19 protein-coding genes and 1 riboswitch are annotated in these 17,707 nt (G+C 43.1%); of the genes, 3 read left to right on the forward strand and 16 right to left on the reverse strand.

What is annotated here, in order from left to right; all coding sequences use genetic code 11:
- Positions 1 to 3: 3 nt before the first annotated feature.
- The 10 genes from fabZ to ACVX3R_RS07445 all read right to left on the reverse strand — a co-directional run bounded on the left by fabZ (position 4) and on the right by ACVX3R_RS07445 (position 7,524).
- On the reverse strand, positions 4 to 426 hold the full coding sequence (gene fabZ, locus ACVX3R_RS07400; RefSeq protein WP_000565515.1) for a 3-hydroxyacyl-ACP dehydratase FabZ: 423 nt from the start codon (positions 424 to 426) through the stop codon (positions 4 to 6).
- Positions 423 to 911, reverse strand: a complete 489-nt coding sequence (gene accB / locus ACVX3R_RS07405; protein WP_458794739.1) for an acetyl-CoA carboxylase biotin carboxyl carrier protein — start codon at positions 909 to 911, stop codon at positions 423 to 425. Before accB ends, fabZ begins: the two co-directional genes overlap by 4 nt.
- 2 nt (positions 912 to 913) lie before the next feature.
- The gene (gene fabF / locus ACVX3R_RS07410; RefSeq protein ID WP_084872556.1) at positions 914 to 2,149 is read right to left on the reverse strand and encodes a beta-ketoacyl-ACP synthase II; all 1,236 of its coding nucleotides are present in this window, start codon (positions 2,147 to 2,149) and stop codon (positions 914 to 916) included.
- A 28-nt stretch (positions 2,150 to 2,177) separates the two neighbouring features.
- On the reverse strand, positions 2,178 to 2,909 hold the full coding sequence (gene fabG / locus ACVX3R_RS07415) for a 3-oxoacyl-[acyl-carrier-protein] reductase (protein ID WP_084852668.1): 732 nt from the start codon (positions 2,907 to 2,909) through the stop codon (positions 2,178 to 2,180).
- Between the two features lie 44 nt (positions 2,910 to 2,953).
- Positions 2,954 to 3,874: an ACP S-malonyltransferase gene (gene fabD, locus ACVX3R_RS07420; protein WP_458794740.1), complete on the reverse strand. Its 921-nt coding sequence runs from the start codon at positions 3,872 to 3,874 to the stop codon at positions 2,954 to 2,956.
- A complete protein-coding gene (fabK, locus tag ACVX3R_RS07425; protein ID WP_000857447.1) occupies positions 3,867 to 4,841 on the reverse strand; it encodes an enoyl-[acyl-carrier-protein] reductase FabK in 975 nt (324 codons plus the stop codon). Before fabK ends, fabD begins: the two co-directional genes overlap by 8 nt.
- 117 nt (positions 4,842 to 4,958) lie before the next feature.
- Positions 4,959 to 5,183 (reverse strand): acyl carrier protein, encoded by a 225-nt coding sequence (locus ACVX3R_RS07430; protein ID WP_000257840.1) that lies wholly within the window; start codon positions 5,181 to 5,183, stop codon positions 4,959 to 4,961.
- Between the two features lie 56 nt (positions 5,184 to 5,239).
- Positions 5,240 to 6,214 (reverse strand): beta-ketoacyl-ACP synthase III, encoded by a 975-nt coding sequence (locus ACVX3R_RS07435; RefSeq protein ID WP_458794741.1) that lies wholly within the window; start codon positions 6,212 to 6,214, stop codon positions 5,240 to 5,242.
- Entirely contained in the window at positions 6,214 to 6,648 is a 435-nt protein-coding gene (gene fabT, locus ACVX3R_RS07440; protein WP_000386333.1) for a fatty acid biosynthesis transcriptional regulator FabT, read from the reverse strand. Before fabT ends, ACVX3R_RS07435 begins: the two co-directional genes overlap by 1 nt.
- A 90-nt stretch (positions 6,649 to 6,738) precedes the next feature.
- Positions 6,739 to 7,524, reverse strand: coding sequence for an enoyl-CoA hydratase (locus ACVX3R_RS07445; protein ID WP_084872548.1), 786 nt, complete (start codon positions 7,522 to 7,524; stop codon positions 6,739 to 6,741).
- Positions 7,525 to 7,806: 282 nt separating this feature from the next.
- Here ACVX3R_RS07445 and ACVX3R_RS07450 point away from each other — a divergent pair, with 282 nt between their 5' ends.
- From ACVX3R_RS07450 to serS, 3 genes are all read left to right on the forward strand, one after another.
- Positions 7,807 to 9,171, forward strand: coding sequence for an aspartate kinase (locus ACVX3R_RS07450; protein ID WP_458794742.1), 1,365 nt, complete (start codon positions 7,807 to 7,809; stop codon positions 9,169 to 9,171).
- Positions 9,172 to 9,173: 2 nt separating this feature from the next.
- Positions 9,174 to 9,545: a DUF956 family protein gene (locus ACVX3R_RS07455; protein ID WP_000079371.1), complete on the forward strand. Its 372-nt coding sequence runs from the start codon at positions 9,174 to 9,176 to the stop codon at positions 9,543 to 9,545.
- 213 nt (positions 9,546 to 9,758) lie between these two features.
- A complete protein-coding gene (gene serS, locus ACVX3R_RS07460; protein WP_458794743.1) occupies positions 9,759 to 11,033 on the forward strand; it encodes a serine--tRNA ligase in 1,275 nt (424 codons plus the stop codon).
- Positions 11,034 to 11,056: 23 nt separating this feature from the next.
- Here the strand turns inward: serS and ACVX3R_RS07465 are convergent, their stop codons facing one another.
- From ACVX3R_RS07465 to zapA, 6 genes are all read right to left on the reverse strand, one after another.
- Positions 11,057 to 11,956 (reverse strand): TDT family transporter, encoded by a 900-nt coding sequence (locus ACVX3R_RS07465; protein ID WP_458794744.1) that lies wholly within the window; start codon positions 11,954 to 11,956, stop codon positions 11,057 to 11,059.
- 110 nt (positions 11,957 to 12,066) lie between these two features.
- Positions 12,067 to 12,615, reverse strand: a complete 549-nt coding sequence (locus ACVX3R_RS07470) for a carboxymuconolactone decarboxylase family protein (RefSeq protein ID WP_000206774.1) — start codon at positions 12,613 to 12,615, stop codon at positions 12,067 to 12,069.
- Positions 12,616 to 12,745: 130 nt separating this feature from the next.
- Positions 12,746 to 14,068: an alanine/glycine:cation symporter family protein gene (locus tag ACVX3R_RS07475; RefSeq protein WP_000891442.1), complete on the reverse strand. Its 1,323-nt coding sequence runs from the start codon at positions 14,066 to 14,068 to the stop codon at positions 12,746 to 12,748.
- Positions 14,069 to 14,158: 90 nt separating this feature from the next.
- Positions 14,159 to 14,247: riboswitch (glycine riboswitch) on the reverse strand.
- A gap of 167 nt (positions 14,248 to 14,414) precedes the next feature.
- The gene (locus ACVX3R_RS07480; protein ID WP_458794745.1) at positions 14,415 to 16,751 is read right to left on the reverse strand and encodes an endonuclease MutS2; all 2,337 of its coding nucleotides are present in this window, start codon (positions 16,749 to 16,751) and stop codon (positions 14,415 to 14,417) included.
- 100 nt (positions 16,752 to 16,851) lie between these two features.
- Complete coding sequence (locus tag ACVX3R_RS07485; RefSeq protein ID WP_458794746.1) at positions 16,852 to 17,400, reverse strand: CvpA family protein; 549 nt, start codon at positions 17,398 to 17,400, stop codon at positions 16,852 to 16,854.
- A complete protein-coding gene (gene zapA / locus ACVX3R_RS07490; RefSeq protein ID WP_000002028.1) occupies positions 17,397 to 17,699 on the reverse strand; it encodes a cell division protein ZapA in 303 nt (100 codons plus the stop codon). The genes ACVX3R_RS07485 and zapA overlap by 4 nt, the downstream gene beginning before the upstream one ends.
- Positions 17,700 to 17,707: the final 8 nt, after the last annotated feature.

Raw genomic sequence — 17,707 nt, forward strand, 5'->3', positions numbered from 1 at the left:
TCCTTAGTTTCCAATTGCAAAGGTAAGAGTACCACTCGCTGCAAGCTTACCATCTACTTCAGCCTTTGCTTCAACCACAGCAATCGTACCACGACGTTTGACAAAAGTAGCCGTCATGACTAATTGGTCACCTGGTACAACTTGCTTCTTAAACTTAACCTTGTCCATGCCAGCATAGAAGACCAGTTTCCCTTTATTTTCAGGTTTGGACAATTCCAAGACACCAGCAGTCTGAGCCAAGGCTTCCATGATAAGAACACCTGGCATAACTGGGTATTGAGGAAAATGACCATTGAAGAAAGGTTCGTTGATGGTCACATTTTTAATGGCAACAATGGTATCCTCGCTCACTTCCAAGACACGATCCACTAGGAGCATGGGGTAGCGATGGGGTAGCGCTTCTTTGATTCCTTGAATATCAATCATTTGATACGTACCAATCCTTTACCGAATTCAACCATTTCTTCGTTAGAAACAAGAATTTCTGTCACCACACCATCCTTGGGCGCAGGAATCTCATTCATGACTTTCATGGCTTCGATGATTACCAAAGTCTGGCCTTTCTTGACACTGTCACCGACTGTGACAAAGGCAGGTTTATCTGGTCCAGCAGCTAAGTATGCCACCCCTACAAGTGGGCTTTCAACGACATCACCCTCTGGAGCAACCGTCGTTTCAGCTGGCGCTGGTACTTCTTCTACTGCACTCTCTACCGGAGTCGAAGGGGCTGAAACTGCTGGACTAGCAACCACTGCAGCTGACGTTGAAGGAACTGGAGCTGGCGCTTCAGAAACCATTCTTGCTTCATTCTTACTAAACTGCAGCTCGTCCGTTCCGTTTTTATAAGAAAATTCTCTCAAACTTGATCGGTCAAATTGAGCCATCAAGTCCTTGATCTCATTTAAATTCATAATTATTTATTCTCCCAACGTTTGAAAGCAAGAACCGCATTGTGTCCACCAAAACCAAATGTATTTGAAATGGCATAAGGGATTTCTTGCTCCAAGCCTTGTCCATAAACGACATTCGCTTCGATATAGTCTGACAACTCGCTTGTTCCAGCTGTTTTTGGCACGAAGTTATGACGCATGGCTTCGATTGTAGCAATTGCTTCAACTGCCCCTGCAGCCCCGAGCAAGTGTCCTGTAAAGGACTTGGTGGAAGATACAGGTACTTCTTTACCAAGAACAGCTACGATCGCACCACTTTCACCTTTTTCATTAGCAGGAGTTGAAGTTCCGTGGGCGTTGACGTAAGCTACTTGCTCTGGAGAAATTTCTGCTTCTTCCAAAGCCAGTTTAATCGCCTTAATCGCACCTTGACCTTCTGGATGAGGTGAAGTCATATGGTAAGCATCACAGGTATTTCCATAACCAACTACTTCAGCCAAGATAGTTGCACCACGTTTTTCAGCATGTTCAAGGCTTTCAAGAACCAACATCCCTGAACCTTCTCCCATCACAAAACCATTACGGTCTTTGTCAAATGGAATAGAAGCACGAGTTGGATCCTCTGTAGTTGATAGGGCAGTCAACGCTTGGAAACCAGCAATAGCAAAAGGAGTGATAGATGATTCTGATCCACCAACTAACATGACATCTTGGAAACCAAACTTGATTGAACGGAAGGCATCGCCAATAGCATCATTTGATGAGGCACAGGCTGTATTGATTGATTTACAAACACCGTTTGCTCCAAAGCGCATGGCAACATTTCCTGAAGCCATATTTGGCAAGGCTTTTGGAAGTGTCAATGGCTTAACACGTTTTGGGCCTTTTTCATGAAGACGGATAACTTGGTCTTCGATTTCTTTAATTCCCCCAATACCTGAGGCAACGATGACACCAAAACGATCTTTATCAATTGCTTCTACATCAAGATTAGCATTTGTCACCGCTTCTTGAGCTGCGTACAAGGCATACAAAGAATAGTTATCAAAACGGTTGGTATCTTTTTTGACAAAGTATTTATCAAATGGGAAATCTTGGACTTCTGCCGCATTGTGCACAGCAAATTCGCTGTGGTCAAACTTAGTGATTTCTCCAATCCCAATTTTCCCAGTTTGCAAACTGTTCCAAAATTCTTCTGGAGTATTTCCGATAGGAGAGGTCAATCCATAACCTGTTACTACAACTCGATTTAGTTTCATCTGTCTTACCTATATCTTTCCTTATTTTTTACATGCTAAGTCCGCCATCAACAGCGAGAACTTGTCCAGTCAAATAATCCTGTCCAGCCAGGAACACTGTAGCATCTGCGATATGTTCTGCTTGTCCAAAACGCTTCATTGGGATTTGGGCCAATGTCGCTTCCTTGACCTTATCAGACAAAACAGCAGTCATATCCGATTCGATCATCCCTGGTGCAAGGGCATTTACGCGTACATTGCGATTGGCAACTTCACGTGCTACTGACTTGGTAAAACCAATCAAACCTGCTTTAGAAGCTGCATAGTTGGCCTGCCCAATATTTCCCATCAAACCTACCACACTGGACATATTGATGATTGCACCTTCACGTGCCTTTATCATCTGTTTCAAGACTGCTTGCGTCATGTTGAAGGCACCTGTCAAGTTGATCTTAATCACTTTTTCAAAGTCTTCTTCGGTCATCTTAAGCATGAGCGTATCTTGAGTGATCCCAGCATTGTTGACCAAGACATCGACAGAACCGAGTTCTGCAATCGCTTGTTCTACCATACGCTTGGCGTCTGCAAAGTCTGAAACATCACCTGAGATTGGTACTACTTTGACGCCGTAGTTTGAAAACTCAGCCAGCAAGTCTTCTGAGATCGTCCCACGACTATTCAAAACTACATTAGCGCCTAGTTTGGCAAATTTGTGAGCAATGGCAAGTCCGATACCACGACTTGAACCTGTAACAAAGATATTTTTATTTTTTAGTTGCATTCTATTCTCCTATTTCCTGTTGTATTTTCTGGGAGAAGGGGTCACTAGTTTCCTAGCAAAGCATCCAAGCTTGTTTGATCTTCAACGTTAGCTAGCTGAGCAGTTTTATCGATTTTTTTGACAAATCCTGATAGGACTTTTCCAGGGCCGATTTCAATAAAGTTGGTTACCCCAGCATCCTGCATCACAGCAATACTTTCATAAAAACGAACAGGTTCTTTTACCTGACGCGTCAAGAGCTCTTGGATTCGATCTTTTCCCATAACAGTAGCTTCCGTATTGCCGACTAGTGGGCAAGTAAAATCAGAGAAACCCACTTCCTCAAGAGCTTCAGCTAGTTTCTGACTGGCTGGCTCTAAAAGTGCTGTATGGAAAGGGCCAGATACATTTAAAGGAATCAATCGTTTTGCTCCTGCTTCCTGCAAGAGTTCAACTGCGCGGTCAACCGCAGCCACCTCGCCACCGATAACGATTTGGCTTGGGGTGTTGTAGTTGGCTGGAGTCACTACTCCAACTTTAGAGGCTGTTTCACAAGCTTCCTCAATCACTTCAACTGGAGTATTAAGAACGGCAACCATCTTTCCAGAGCCTGCTGGTGCAGCCTCTTCCATATAAGCACCACGCTTAGCAACCAAGGCAACTGCATCCTCAAAGTCCAAGGTACCACTTGCTACAAGAGCAGAATATTCCCCAAGAGACAGTCCTGCCACCATATCTGGCTGATAGCCTTTTTCTTTCAATAGTCGGTAAATAGCAACGGATGTAGCTAGAATAGCTGGTTGCGTGTAACGAGTCTGATTTAACTTTGCTTCATCATTGTCAATCAAGTCACGAAGGTCATACCCTAAGACTTGGCTAGCTTGGTCAATTGTTTCCTTGACGATAGGGTAGCAATCATAGAGATCACGTCCCATCCCTAGATACTGAGCACCTTGGCCCGCAAATAGAAAGGCTGTTTTAGTCATTTCTTGTAACTCCTGCCCAACGAGCAGCTTCTTCTTGAATTTTTTCAGCTGCACCGTAGTAGATATCTTTTAAGATTTCTTCAACAGTTTCTTCTTTAGAAATCAAACCTGCAATCTGGCCGGCCATCACTGAACCGCCATCCACATCACCATGGACAACAGCTTTAGCTAAAGCTCCTGCACCCATTTGCTCAAAGATTTCTAAATCTGGATTTTCTTGTTTAAAGGCATCTTTTTCAGCTTGTTCGAAATCACGAGTCAACTGGTTTTTAATGGCACGAACTGCGTGTCCAAAATGTTGTGCTGAAATCGTTGTATCAATATCACGAGCTTTTAAAATTTTAGCTTTATAGTTTGGATGAGCATTAGACTCTTTGGCAACTACAAAACGAGTTCCTACTTGAACAGCTTCTGCGCCAAGCATAAACCCAGCCGCTGCCCCCTCACCATCTGCAATACCACCGGCAGCAATAACTGGAATTGAAACAGCTGCAGCAACTTGGCGAACCAAGGTCATCGTTGTTAATTTACCAATGTGTCCACCAGCTTCCATCCCTTCTGCAATAACTGCATCGGCACCAATTTTTTCCATGCGTTTTGCCAAAGCAACACTAGGAACAACAGGAATAACTGTAATTCCTGCATCATGGAAACGGTTCATGTATTTACTTGGATTTCCAGCACCAGTTGTAACCACCTTAACCCCTTCTTCAATCACGAGATCAACGATGTCTTCTACAAATGGAGACAGAAGCATAATGTTTACACCAAAAGGTTTATCCGTAAGTGATTTGATTTTATCGATATTAGCCTTTACGACCTCTTTAGGTGCATTTCCACCACCGATGATCCCCAAACCACCAGCTTTTGATACCGCACCAGCCAAGTCCCCATCCGCAACCCAGGCCATTCCTCCTTGAAAAATAGGATAATCAATGTTCAATAATTCTGTAATACGTGTTTTCATAGTGCCTCCATCATTCCTTGCTTACGTAATAGTTCGATAAGTTTATCATTTGAATTTCAAACTATTACCTAAACAAGAGGGAGCGGGTCTCCCCTACTCCTTCTAGTAATATGCTAATTATTTTGTTTGCTCTTCAACGTAAGCAACCAAGTCACCAACTGTTTTCAAGTTATCTTCTGCTTCGATTTGGATATCAAAAGCATCTTCAATTTCAGAGATTACTTGGAACAAGTCCAATGAATCTGCATCCAAATCATCAAAAGTAGATTCAAGTGTTACTTCTGATGCGTCTTTTCCAAGTTCTTCAACGATAATTTCTTGTACTTTTTCAAATACTGCCATGATAGGACTCCTTTAAAATATAAAATTTTATAACTATGTGTTTACCACATGATTACCTAGATTGTAAGAATGAGTGTGCTCCATGTCAAACCTCCACCGAAGCCTGATAGGAGAATCGTCTGGCTACCATCTAAACGAATCATACCATTCTCCACACACTCTGAGAGCAAAATCGGGATACTTGCTGCACTGGTATTTCCATACTCCATCATATTGGCAGGAAGCTTATCTCGGTCTACACCGATTTTCTTAGCCATCTTATCCAAAATGCGGATATTTGCCTGATGAAGCAAGAGATAATCCAAGTCCGATGCTGCGATTGGACCATTTTCAATGGTTTCCTTGATTGATCTAGCAACATCACGATTTGCAAAATCAAAAACTGCTCGTCCATCCATCTTCAGAAAAGCAGGAACTGCTTCTTGAACTGAGAAAGGCGAAGCCAAAGCCGTTTGACCATAGGTCAAACACTCGCTCCGAGAACCATCCGTATAGAGACTTTCCACGAGGAAGTGCCGTGTTTCGCTCGCTTCCAAGAGAACGCCACCAGCACCATCTCCAAAGAGAACAGCTGTCGAACGATCAGACCAATCAACTGCCTTGGATAAGGTTTCAGCCCCGATAACAATCCCTTTTTTGAACTGTCCAGAACTTAAAAACTTTTCAGCAGTTGAAAGAGCGAATACAAAGCCACTGCAAGCTGCTGTTAGATCAAAGGCGAAAGCTCTATGAGCTCCGATATTTGCCTGAACCCGAGCTGCCGTAGAAGGCATCATCGAATCTGGAGTAATCGTTGCCACAATGATAAAATCAATCTGATCCGCTGTTAAGCTTCCTTTATCCAATAAGCTCTTCGCAACTTCTGTCGCCAAGTCACTTGTAGATTCCGTTTTTGAAATATGTCTCTGTTTAATTCCTGTCCGACTTGAAATCCACTCATCGCTTGTATCCATGATGTGAGCCAAGTCATGATTAGTGACCACTTGCTCTGGAACATAATGAGCAACTTGGCTTATTTTAGCAAAGGCCATTATTTCAAATCCTCCAAAAATTGATAAAGGTTCGTCAAGCCTCTGCCCATGACTTTCTTTTCCTCGGGACTCATGCCGTCAATAATTCTTTCGACCATGGCCTTGTGGAATCGTTTGTGAAGGCGGTGAAGCAAACGACCTTTCTTTGTCAAATGCAGATAGACCACACGACGGTCTTGGTCAGAACGAATACGCTCAATGTAACCCTTTCTTTCTAGGTTATTCAAGCTGGTCGTAACTGTTCCCAGGGTCACCATCAGTTCTTTGGAAACCTTACTAGGCGTCGCCTCAGGGAACTTCCCAATCACATCAATCGTGTGCATTTCTTTGATGGAGATGTCTTTGAATCGACTACCTCGTAAGCTAACCTCCTCAATCACAAGGACGTTATTGAAAATAGATGTTAAATAATCATTTACTTGTTGGTAGTCCAAACTTTTTCCCTCCTCCTCAAAAAACTTTCACAATCAAAACATTTGATAGAAAAAGTATAACAAACTTCAAAGAATTGTGCAAGTATTTTTTTATTTTCCTGAAAATTTTGGTCTTCTTCTTTCAGAATGTGCTCGAACCCCTTCTTTAAAATCTTCAGTTAAAGATAATGATTCCTGCAATTTCAATTCCAATTCGGCATAATCTTGCCAATCTTTAAATTGACTTTCCCAAACTAGCTTTTTAATCGCTGCGTACGAGTTTGCTGAACCTCGTCTTAGTTTTTTCAGAACTTGTTCTCTTGTTTTTTCTAATTTGTCAGCTTCACAAACGCGGTATACTACGCCCCATTCCAGTGCTTTTTCTGCGGTCAAGGCTTCACCTGTCATAGCAAGTTGTGCAGCTCGTGTTACCCCGATACTACGACTCAAGAGATGAATCCCACCAGCGTCCGGCGCCAACCCAACTCCAACAAAGGCTTGGATGAATTTTGCCTTGTCAGTCGCCAAGCAAAAATCAACTGCTACTGCCATATTTGCCGCAGCACCTGCAACTGCTCCATCTACCTCCATCAAAACAGGCTTAGGAATTTGCTTGATTTTAAAAGAAATTGTATTGACTAATTCTGCAATCTTATTCAAAGAAGGAATGTCATCCTCGTCCACTGCTCGTTTCATCTCAACCAAGTCTCCCCCAACTGAAAAGACCTTCCCATTAGCATTAATCAAGATGAACTGAACAGCTTGATCCTGCTCTGCTAGGGTCAAAGCTTCTAAAATCTCCTCACACATTGGGATATGGAAACCATTTGCCACTTCAGGACGATTCAAAGTAATAATAGCAAGATCATCTACGATCTGATATAAGATATGATTCATAGCTTCTCCTTTTCTTTTGTAAGACAATGAAATTATTTTATTTTCAAAGTATACCTTTTTTTGGATAAAGAGGCAAGGAAAAACTAAAGGAAAGTGTCTCAGCTGATTATTTCCCCACCGTTTATGAATGTAAATAAAATTTGACTCTCTTACTTTTAAACTGTTGTCGCTTTTCAGAATAAGTTAGCATTTACTTCTATTAAAACAGGGAGCTATTTTCTTCATTGAAAAAAGCCTCTCTTTCTGCTATAATCGTATAAAATACTTACTTGAGGAGTCCCTATGAAGGTTGTAAAATTTGGCGGAAGCTCGCTTGCTTCTGCTAGTCAGTTAGAAAAAGTTTTAAACATCGTTAAAAGCGATAAAGAGCGCCGTTTTGTAGTCGTTTCTGCACCGGGTAAACGCAACGCTGAGGATACCAAGGTTACCGACGCTTTGATCAAATACTATCGTGACTATGTAGCGGGAAATGATATCAGCAAGAGCCAAAACTGGATCATCGATCGCTATGCGGCTATGGTGAGTGAACTAGGCCTAAAACCTGCCGTTTTAGAAAAGATTTCTAAAAGCATTCGGGCCTTGGCAACTCTTCCTATAGAAGACAATGAATTTCTCTATGATACCTTCCTAGCGGCCGGAGAAAATAACAATGCCAAACTCATTGCAGCCTACTTCAACCAAAACGGCATTGATGCACGCTATGTCCACCCAAGAGAAGCTGGGATTGTTGTCACAAGTGAACCAGGAAACGCACGTATCATCCCATCTAGTTATGATAAGATTGAAGGCTTGGCTGACAGCAACGAAGTCCTTGTTATTCCTGGTTTCTTTGGGGTCACTAAGGAAAATCAAATCTGTACCTTCTCACGTGGAGGTTCAGATATTACTGGTTCCATTATCGCAGCAGGTGTTAAGGCTGATCTCTATGAAAACTTTACGGACGTAGATGGTATCTTTGCTGCCCACCCTGGTATTATCCATCAACCACACTCCATTCCTGAATTAACCTACCGTGAAATGCGTGAGTTGGCTTACGCTGGATTTTCTATCCTTCATGACGAAGCCCTTCTTCCTGCCTACCGCGGAAAAATTCCTCTTGTTATCAAAAATACCAACAATCCTGACCATCCAGGAACTCGTATCGTTCTGAAACACAGTAGCGATAAATTCCCAGTCGTTGGGATCGCTGGTGATTCTGGATTCGTCAGCATCAACATGTCTAAATACCTCATGAACCGCGAGGTTGGATTCGGTCGTAAGATTCTTCAAATCCTTGAAGATCTTAACATTGGTTGGGAACACATGCCAACAGGTATCGACGATCTTTCAATCATCCTTCGTTCCCGTGAATTGACTCCTATCAAAGAAGAAGAAATTCTGCGTCAGTTAGTTCAAAAAGCCGAAGTGGACCATGCTGAAATCGAACATGACCTTTCAATCATTATGATTGTCGGAGAAAAGATGAAGAGCCATATCGGGGTAACTGCTACTGCAACACGCGCTCTATCTGAAAACAAAATCAACATCCAGATGATGTCCCAAGGCTCAAGTGAAGTTTCCATCATGTTTGTTGTCAATAAAGAGCAAGAAAAGGCAGCTATCAAGGCTCTCTACCACGCCTTTTTCGATGAAAGTAAGGAAGATTAATCATGGCCCAATCACTCAATAAAGTCATTGACCTACAAACCACTGGAACATCCTATCTTTCCATCTCGGGAAAAGTCGGAAAATTTCTAGTCGGGGATCAAGCCTTAGAGTTTTATCCTGATGTCAATGTCGAACAATATATCCAAATCCCCTGGTCCAGCATTCAACAAATCGGAGCCAACGTAACTGGTCGCAAAATCAGCCGCCACTTTGAAGTCTTCACTGATCAAGGAAAATTCCTCTTTGCTTCCAAAGACTCTGGAGCTATTCTCAAAATCGCTCGGGAAAAACTTGGCAATGACAAGGTTGTGAAACTTCCTACTTTACTCCAGACCATTGGTCAAAAATTCAAAAATCTATTTGCAAAAAAGTAGAAACTTTAGTATAATCATAGCAACGGATAAGTAGGTTATCCTCTTCTTCCAGAAAGTCTGCGGGTGCTGCGAGCAGATAGGAGGGGTAAGTGAAATTCTACCGTTAGTAACAATTACATACACAATCAAGTGCACACCTGTGAAGTTGGATGGAACCGTGGCCCTGCCACTCCAACGCTTTGTCAGGTGTGTTTTTTTCATAAAGGAGTTCTTATGTTAGATATTAAACGTATTCGTACAGACTTTGATGCTGTCGCAGAAAAATTGGCTACACGTGGTGTAGATCCTGCTGTCTTAAACGAGATGAAAGAAATCGATGCTAAACGTCGTGACATCTTGGTCAAGGTTGAAAACCTCAAGGCAGAACGCAACACAGTTTCAGCTGAGATTGCCCAAGCCAAGCGCAACAAGGAAAATGCTGATGACAAGATTACTGCAATGCAAACCCTATCTGCTGAAGTCAAAGCCTTGGATGCTGAATTGACGGACATCGATGCTAAATTGACAGAATTTACCACTACTCTTCCAAACATCCCCGCTGACAGTGTTCCTATCGGAGCTGACGAAGATGACAATGTGGAAGTCTGCCGTTGGGGTACTCCACGTGAGTTTGACTTTGAACCAAAAGCTCACTGGGATCTTGGTGAAGACTTGGGTATCCTTGACTGGGAACGTGGAGCAAAAGTTACTGGTGCTCGCTTCCTCTTCTATAAAGGCCTTGGTGCTCGTTTGGAACGTGCCATCTACAACTTTATGTTGGATGAGCATGGAAAAGAGGGCTATACTGAAGTCATCACACCATACATGGTTAACCATGATTCTATGTTTGGTACTGGTCAATATCCAAAATTCAAGGAAGATACTTTTGAATTGAAAGACACTAATTATGTCCTTATTCCTACCGCCGAAGTGCCTTTGACAAACTACTATCGCGATGAAATCCTTGACGGTAAAGACCTACCAATCTACTTTACCGCTATGAGTCCGTCATTCCGTTCTGAGGCTGGTTCTGCCGGTCGTGATACACGTGGCTTGATTCGTTTGCACCAATTCCACAAGGTTGAAATGGTTAAATTTGCCAAGCCAGAGGAATCTTACGAAGAATTGGAAAAGATGACAGCCAACGCTGAAAACATCCTTCAAAAACTCAATCTTCCGTACCGCGTTGTTGCACTCTCTACTGGAGACATGGGCTTCTCAGCTGCTAAGACTTACGACTTGGAAGTTTGGATTCCAGCCCAAAATACTTACCGTGAAATCTCAAGCTGTTCAAATACAGAAGATTTCCAAGCCCGTCGTGCCCAAATCCGTTACCGTGATGAAGTCGATGGCAAGGTAAAACTCCTTCACACCTTGAACGGTTCTGGACTTGCAGTTGGACGTACAGTGGCTGCTATTCTTGAGAACTACCAAAATGAAGATGGTTCTGTGACCATTCCAGAAGTTCTTCGTCCATATATGGGTGGAGCTGAAGTTATCAAACTATAAAAAATAAGGTTTAGCTATTTTAGCTAGACCTTTTTTCGTAACCAAATCAGATAACCAACCAAGACAAAGAATAAAATAGTGAGGCATATAACAGTTTCAGCAAACACCAGATAATCCAGAAATGGAAGTTTCAAAATTCCTTGAGCCATCTTGAGCGAAGTAGCTGTGATAATGGTTGGAAAAGTGAGGGCTGAGAAGGCTGGTTGAAAGCCTTGTTTTAAAATATTAGGCAGGCGAGTTAAAACAAAGAAAAAGAAGGATTGAGATGCCAAAATCATGACGATCAAGAGCCAAGTCGGTAGGCTTGCTCCTCCAACTCGAACTAGGGAAGCCAAGAGTAGAGAAAAGGGAGCACAGTAGATTCCTTCTTGTCCAAGCAAGGCCACTGGGAGTGGATGTTTCTTTAGATCGCTATAAATAAGCGGATAGAGATAGAAGGTCAAGACAAAACCAAAACTCAAGGTTGCATAGGCAATTTCAATGATTCCGACAAGAGGATAGGTCAAGGCTGCTACTGCTATCCCCACATAGAGCACCGTCCAGCTTGGAGTCGCATTGACCCTCCGACCCGGACAGGCAAATTTGATGGTAAAAGTCGCAATCAAAACCAAATCCAAGAGAAAGGAAAACCACCAGAGCCCTTGTGCTACTGAAGGAAGAGCAGGGAAGACACGAAAGACATAGGTCGCTAAAATCATCCCAGCCATAGGAAAAGTGGCCATCCCTGATAAAAGAGGGGGCTTGGCCAATTCTTGCTTGGTTTCTTCCCAATTAAAAAGATGAAGAATCAGAAAGAAAAGCCACAAAACTAATCCAGTCAGACTCAATAAATGCGACAGAACTGGCCAAGTATCTGCAATCAGATTTCCTGCACCTGCTAAACCTAACAAACAACCAGAAAATACCAAGGGGAGCTTTTTCATCCGAGCCTCCAATAATCATGTTATTATTAGTATAGCATAAAAGCGCTTAAAATAGCACAGAAAAATGAAGACTGGATGAATCAGCCTTCATTTTTTCTCTATGATTCGAACTAAGCATACGGTTGTAATTCTGGGTTAATAGGCGTATTGGCTAGGTTGTTGGCATAGTTGCAGAGGCTGGCAAGACTAACACCGAGAACCACGTCCAAGGCATTTTGTTGCGTGTAGCCAGCTTCCAAAAATTCAGCCAAGGCTTCATCTCCTACACGCCCTTTGGTATTGATGACCGCCAAGGTAAACTTAGCTAGAGTATCTAGTTTTGGATCTGTCTCGATTGGAGTACGGTTGCGGAGTGCTTGTAGAAGATCATCATTCATCTGGATTTGTTTGATTGAAAAGGCTGTGTGACCTGCGACGCAGAAAGCACAACCATTGGTTACGGCAGCTGTGATTTGCACTACTTCGCGTTCCACTGGTGTTAAGCTATTGCGACGGTTGATGGCTCCGACAGTTCTGTAGGCTTCAAGCGCGGTTGGGGCATTGGCCAAGAGACCGATTAGGTTGGGAATATAGCCATTGTTGTCTTTTTGTACTGTTTCAAGAACTTCTTTCACTTCTGCTGGTGCTGATTCTACTGTGTGGATGGTAAATGTTGTCATAAGAAACCTCTTTTCATTTTATTGTCATTTAGTCTATCATAGAATTTTCCACTTGGATAATATATATTTTCAATCACCTTGATAAGAAATGTCTATGAAATAAAAAAATCACACTAAAAGTGTGATTGGGTCAGTGTTTAAAATACTTTTTAGTCTCAGCAATGACAACTGGTGACAAGACCAAGAGGGCAATCAAGTTTGGTAGAGCCATTAAGGCATTGACGATATCTGCGATAATCCAGACCATATCCAGCTCGATAAATCCTCCCAACAAGACCATGAGTACAAAGACCACACGGTAGAGCCAGATAAAGCGGACACCAAAGAGAAACTCAAAACAACGTTCTCCGTAATAGTTCCAACCGAGGATTGTCGTAAAGGCAAAGAGCACAAGGAAAATAGTCAAAAGAGCAGGACCAAAATGTGAAAAAACTGTTGAAAAGGCTGACTGGGTCAAGGCAACCCCATTCAAATCTCCGCTCCAAACACCAGTTACTAAGATTGTTAGACCTGTCAGAGTACAGATAATCAAAGTATCAATAAAGGTTCCTGTCATGGAAATCAAGCCTTGCTCTACAGGCTCATTAGTCTTAGCTGCAGCCGCTGCAATCGGAGCTGAACCAAGACCAGATTCGTTAGAGAAGACTCCTCGCGCCACACCATTCTGGATAGCCATCCGAATGCTGGCACCTGCAAAACCACCTACGGCAGCAGCTGGACTAAAGGCTGAAGTAAAGATGAGGGCAAGTGTGGCTGGGATTTTCTCGATATTAAAGAGAATAACTGTAAGAGTCCCTAAAATATAGACAATAGCCATAAAAGGAACGACTGCTGTCGAAACCTTTGAAATGGATTTGAGGCCACCAAAGACGGCAATCCCTACAAAAATGGATAAAATCAGAGCCGTGATAGCTGGATCAACTTGGGCTGTATTTTGAATGGATTCTGTAATCGAATTGACTTGGGTAAAGGTACCAATCCCTAGAAGGGCTACCAATACACCCGCTAGGGCAAAGAAGATAGCAAGTGGTCTCCACTTTTCTCCCATTCCCAAAAGGATGTAGTGCATGGGGCCTCCAGCTACAGCTCCATTTGCATCCTTGCTACGGTATTTGATGGCCAGCAAGCCTTCGGCATACTTGGTCGCCATCCCAAAGAAGGCCGCCATCCACATCCAAAAGAGGGCACCTGGTCCCCCAACCTTAATGGCTGTCGCGACCCCGATGATATTTCCCGTACCAACAGTAGCTGCAAGGGCTGTACATAAGGCAGCAAAGCTCGACACATCGCCGTGCCCCTTGTCCTTGGTGAAAATTAACTGAAAGGCTTTAGGGAGACGAGCTACCTGCAAAAGACCTAGTCGGATGGTCAAATAGATACCCGTTCCGACCAATAAGATCAAGAGGGGAGGCCCCCAAACGAAAGCATCAAGCGCTTTTAGCAATTCTAACATTTCCTTCTCCTATCTTTTCAACCCCAAAAGAAAGAGCACATGCAAGATACATGTACTCTGGAATGCCTAGATAAATGCTAAAAAGCGGTCTATCTTAGCTCTGTCCTTTTACCTGAGAGTTTGAGCAGTTGCCTGCCTTGCCCCTTCGGTGCCTTTACGGTCTCTCCAGAGTTCCGTCCATTTACAGTCATGGAAAACAAACCTTTCTCCATTTCTATTAAACTTCATTCGGTGTTGGTATTTTATTTTTTATTATTCTACAAGAAAAGTTAGCCTTTGTCAATGTTTTCTATGAAAATTTTTAGTTTTCATTTCTTTTTGCAGAAAGGCAGAATCCTTTTTTTCTCTACCCTTTAAAAGTCACAATGGTCGCGCCACTGCCTCCAGCATTTTGTGGGGCATAGCCGAAACTCTTGACGTGTTTGTTTCTTTGTAGGTATTTGGTGACACCTTCACGGATGACACCTGTTCCGATACCATGGATGATATCCACTTGAGCCATATTATTAAGCAAGGCTTGGTCGATAAAGGCATCTAGCTCATTAATAGCTTCTTCATAGCGTTTACCTCGAAGGTCCAGTCTGGCTTGCGGACCACGACCAGACGTCCGTTTCACAACATTGACTTGTTTCTTCTTGACTTGCTTTTCTTGCTGGGCTTGAACAAGGTCAAATTCTTTTTCTTCCAAGGTCATCTTAATCAAGCCAACTTGGACTTCCCAGCGGCCATCTTTGAGTTGACTGGTCAAGGTACCACGCTGGCCATAACTGAGCACCACGATATCATCTCCCACCTTTGGAGCTCGTTTTTTCTTGGCCTTTTGAAGTACCTTGTTTTTAGACAAATCCACTTTTTCAGGAGCTAATTTTTTCAGCTTGGCCTTGGCTTCAATGATTTCGTGGGGCTTGAGTTGAGATTTACTGTGGAGATTTTTAAGAATCTGGTCACTCTCACTTAGGGCCACGTCCACAATCTCAGCAGCCTGTTCACGCGCCTTGTTAAGCTCGGTTTCCTTTTCACGATTGAGCTCGTTGTAAAGTTTTTTGAGAGCACGGTTCATCTTGAGATTTTCTTGCTCCACCTCACGGATATTATCCAAGCGTTTGCGACTCTCTAGCGTCTGCTCTTCCAGTTGCTCAATAATCCGGTTGACATCATTGTCCTGATCGACCTGCTGGCTGGCATCCCCTACGATAACTTCAGATAGACCTAAACGTTTAGCAATTTCAAAAGCATTGCTTCGGCCAGGAACACCCTGCATAAAGCGATAGGTCGGGCGAAGAGTCGCAGTATCAAACTCCATGCTGGCATTTTGCACAAAGGCTGTCTCGATACCATAGGCCTTGAGTTCTGGATAGTGGGTGGTCGCCATGGTCTTGACTTGACGTAGGCGAAGGTCCTCCAGAATAGCCATGGCAAGGGCGGCTCCCTCTTGGGGATCTGTACCAGCCCCCAACTCATCCAAGAGTAAGAGTGAATGTTGGTTGACCTTACCAAGAATATCCACAATATTGGTCATGTGGCTAGAGAAGGTAGACAAGCTCTGCTCAATAGACTGCTCATCTCCAATATCAGCAAAGATTTCTTCAAAGATACCAACACGACTTCCCTTGTCTGCTAAAATCGGCAAACCAGACTGGGCCATAACCTGTGTCAAACCCAGAGTTTTAAGCATGATGGTCTTCCCACCTGTATTGGGACCTGTGATGACAATAGCTGTCAAATCTTGGCCAAAATGGACATCATTTGCGACGGCATTTTTGACCAGAGGATGGCAGACATGGAGCAGTTGAATTTCCTGATTTTCTGACAGCTGAGGCACAACTGCTTGCCTTTCTTGGATAAAGCGGACCTTGGCACGAATCAAGTCCAAATGACCGATAATCCAAGCGTCATTAGCAATCTCAGCCGCATGAGGGCGGACACGCTCAGAAATTTCTTGGAGAATGCGAAGCATTTCATAGCGCTCATCTGCTCGCAGACTAGCAATTTCTTCACTCAGTTTGACTACCTCACGTGGTTCGATATAGACGGTGTTTCCACTAGCAGAAATATCATGAACGACACCTGCAATCTTATTGCGGTAGGTGTTTTTGACTGGTAAAACCTGACGACCATTTCTGCTAGCAACAATTCCTTCCGTCAACATCTGCGCTTTTTGCTTGAGCAGGTCCTGTAAAACATCGCGTACCTGACTCTCGCTATCATGGATTTTCCGACGGATGCGTGCTAGCTCTTCACTGGCGAAATTTTCGATAAATCCTGCATCATTTAGGGCTTGAAGACTCCCTTGCAAGTGTGGGAAATCATGTAGTTTTTCAAACCATCTCGCCAACTGCTCCAAGCGTACATTTTCAAGATTGGCATAAAAACCTTGCAACTCTCTGCTAGCCAGCAGGACACGTTTGAGGAGTAGAAACTCCTCAATATTGAGGTCTGCTCCCATCTCCAGACGCTTGCAGACAGCTGAAATCTCGCGCGTCGCTAGGATGGTAAAGTGAGGTTGCTCCACAAATAGGGCTTGCATTTCCTCCATCTCTGTAAAGGCTTGTTTGATCTTATCCGCCTTGGCAGTTGGAGCCAAGCCTTTTAACTCCTCTAGTCCTTGTTCTGTCAGGAGATGAGGTTCAAACAAGGCTTTGATTTTATTAAATTCTAAGGTTTCTAGTATTTTTGTATTCATATTTTTTCCTTGTATGCTGGTTTACAAGATTATAGCAACTAGAGGTTTTGACCTAGTCGTCCAATCTGTAAACAAAGGGCTAGGAAAAATCCCGCCCTTTTTATCCGATTAAATTTGTCACCCAGAGTTGTTTAATAAGGTTTGTCGTAAAAGGGACACTTTGGATGATGTGTTTGGCTACTGTACTTTTTTCGAGTGAATTTTGAATGACTGCCAGAGGCACCGTTGCAAGGATGGTCAGAGCCATTTGCAAGACAAATAAGGTTACCAATAGAGATAAAAGGCCTGATCCGATACGCAACCATTTGACGTCGAGCTTTTTAGTTGGAATCAAGTGCAGGAACAAACCGATAAAACGTCCGAAACTATAACAAATTCCGAAAACTAGAAGGTAGGCTAGACCCGCATAAAAGACCTTGTCTAGCTGAAACAGCTGGTCTGAAGGGAAGAAAAAGGTGCCCTGTCCTTCCTGAGGATTGGCATAAGGGACAAGCAAGTGGAAGTGGTCGCCCAGTGATTTATAAAACTGTCCCGCAACAAAGGCTGAAATCACTGCCACGAGGAAATAATAAACTTGCAGGACCAAACCTCTACGGTAGCCGATGTAAAAGCCCCAAGCCAGAACCAATAAGAGTAGGATTGAAATCATAGGGAATCCTCAATCTTGCTCTGTTCTTGTTTGACAGCAATCAACTTATGGCGGAGTTCTAACAACTCTTGCTCCTTGTCATCAAATTCAATCTCACGGTTGAGTTGTGTAGACAGACAGTTGACCGCCAAAAGAAGCGCAATGGTTTCATCATCCGCCCCAGGCATTTGTTCTTTAATTGCTTGGTATTTTTCAGTCGCAACCTTGGCAATTTCCTCCATGAAGAGGTTGTCATGCTCGGTTGTCAAGGTTAATGTCTTTTTCCCGAATGTAAACTTATATCGATTTAGATTTGCCATAAAATTCA

Source organism: Streptococcus sp. 517s (assembly GCF_054445985.1).